This is a genomic window from Paraburkholderia sp. J41 (genome assembly GCF_905220235.1).
Classification (GTDB): Bacteria; Pseudomonadota; Gammaproteobacteria; order Burkholderiales; family Burkholderiaceae; genus Paraburkholderia.
In genome coordinates this window covers 1-1,474 of sequence record NZ_CAJMZE010000078.1, presented here as the reverse complement: position 1 = coordinate 1,474, position 1,474 = coordinate 1, and the positions used below count along the sequence as shown (strand labels likewise).

Genomic DNA, 1,474 nt, shown 5'->3' with positions numbered 1-1,474 from the left:
ACACCGACTTGATCGGCAGACGGCCTTGCGTCCACAAGTCGAGCAAATCGGTGCGCAGCGTTTCGGCCGTCAGCACGTCGAGCGCCGAAAACGGTTCGTCCATCAGCAGCAACGCCGGATCGACCACGAGCGCGCGCGCAAAGCCCACACGTTGACGCATGCCGCCGGAAAGCTCGCGCGGGTACGCATTTTCGAAGCCGTCGAGACCGATCAGGTCGATCGCGGCCAGCGCGCGCTCGCGCCGCTCGCGCGCGCCCACGCCTTGCGCCTCCAGGCCCGCTTCCACATTTTGCAGCACGGTGAGCCACGGGAACAGCGCGAAGGTTTGAAACACCATCGCCACGCCTTCGGCCGGCCCTTCGAGCGGCTTGCCGAGCCAGTTCACCTCGCCTTCGGTCGGCTCGATGAGGCCCGAGATGATGCGCAGGAGCGTCGATTTGCCGGAGCCCGAGCGGCCGAGCAGCCCGACGATCTCGCCTTCGCGCAGCGAAAGGTTCACGTCGTCGAGCACGAGGCGCTCGTCCTCTTTCTTCGCGAAACCGCGCGAAACGTGCTTGACGGCGAGCACTTCCTGGCCTGGCGTGGGCCGCGACGGCAGCAGGTCGGATGAGACGATTTTCGGATTCAGCATGACAGGTCACTCCATCTCAATCGAGGCGCAGCCGGGACTCGGCGTACGTATACAGCGGACGCCAAAGCACGCGGTTGAACAGCGTAACGAACAGGGACATCATCGCGATGCCCACGATGATCTTCGGGAAATCGCCGGCGGCGGTCATCTGCGCGATGTACGAGCCCAGGCCGTGCGCGGCGACCCGCGTGTCGCCCCATTGCACGAATTCGGCGACGATGCTCGCGTTCCACGCGCCGCCCGAAGCCGTGATCGCGCCCGTGATGTAGTACGGGAAAATGCCCGGCAGCATGGCCTGACGCCACCATTGCCAGCCGCGGATGCGGAAATTCGTCGCCGCTTCCTTGTAATCGTTCGGGTACGCGCTCGCGCCTGCGATCACGTTGAACAGGATGTACCACTGCGTGCCGAGCACGATCAGCGGCGAAAGCCAGATGTCCGGGTTCAGATGAAAGCGCACGATCGCGATCACGAACACCGGAAACAGCAGGTTTGCCGGGAACGCCGCCAGAAACTGCGCGAGCGGCTGAATCTTTTCGGCGAGCGCGGGGCGCAGGCCGATCAGCACGCCGAGCGGCACCCAGATCACCGAGGCAATGGCGATCAGCAGCACCACACGCAAGAGCGTGATGAGACCGAGCACGAAGATGTGACCCACATCGTTCAGCGTCACGCCCGTGCGGACGTACGAGAACACGCGCCATACGACGAACAGCGTGAGCGCGACGATGAACACGGCCCACACGACATCGCCCAGGCGCGAGCGCTTGCTCACGGTCGCGACCACGGGCAACGACTTCGGCAATTGCACGCGCAGCGGAATGCGCGCGAGCGTCGCGAACA

General features: G+C 64.7%; 2 protein-coding genes. Both read right to left on the bottom strand.

Going from position 1 to position 1,474, the window contains the following annotated elements; all coding sequences use genetic code 11:
* Positions 1-631, bottom strand: a 631-nt coding sequence (locus tag U5805_RS31470; protein WP_322107389.1) for an ABC transporter ATP-binding protein, incomplete at its 3' end; no start/stop codon positions are given.
* A 16-nt stretch (positions 632-647) separates the two neighbouring features.
* The coding region (locus U5805_RS31465; RefSeq protein ID WP_322107388.1) for an ABC transporter permease subunit at positions 648-1,474 on the bottom strand (827 nt) is incomplete at its 5' end.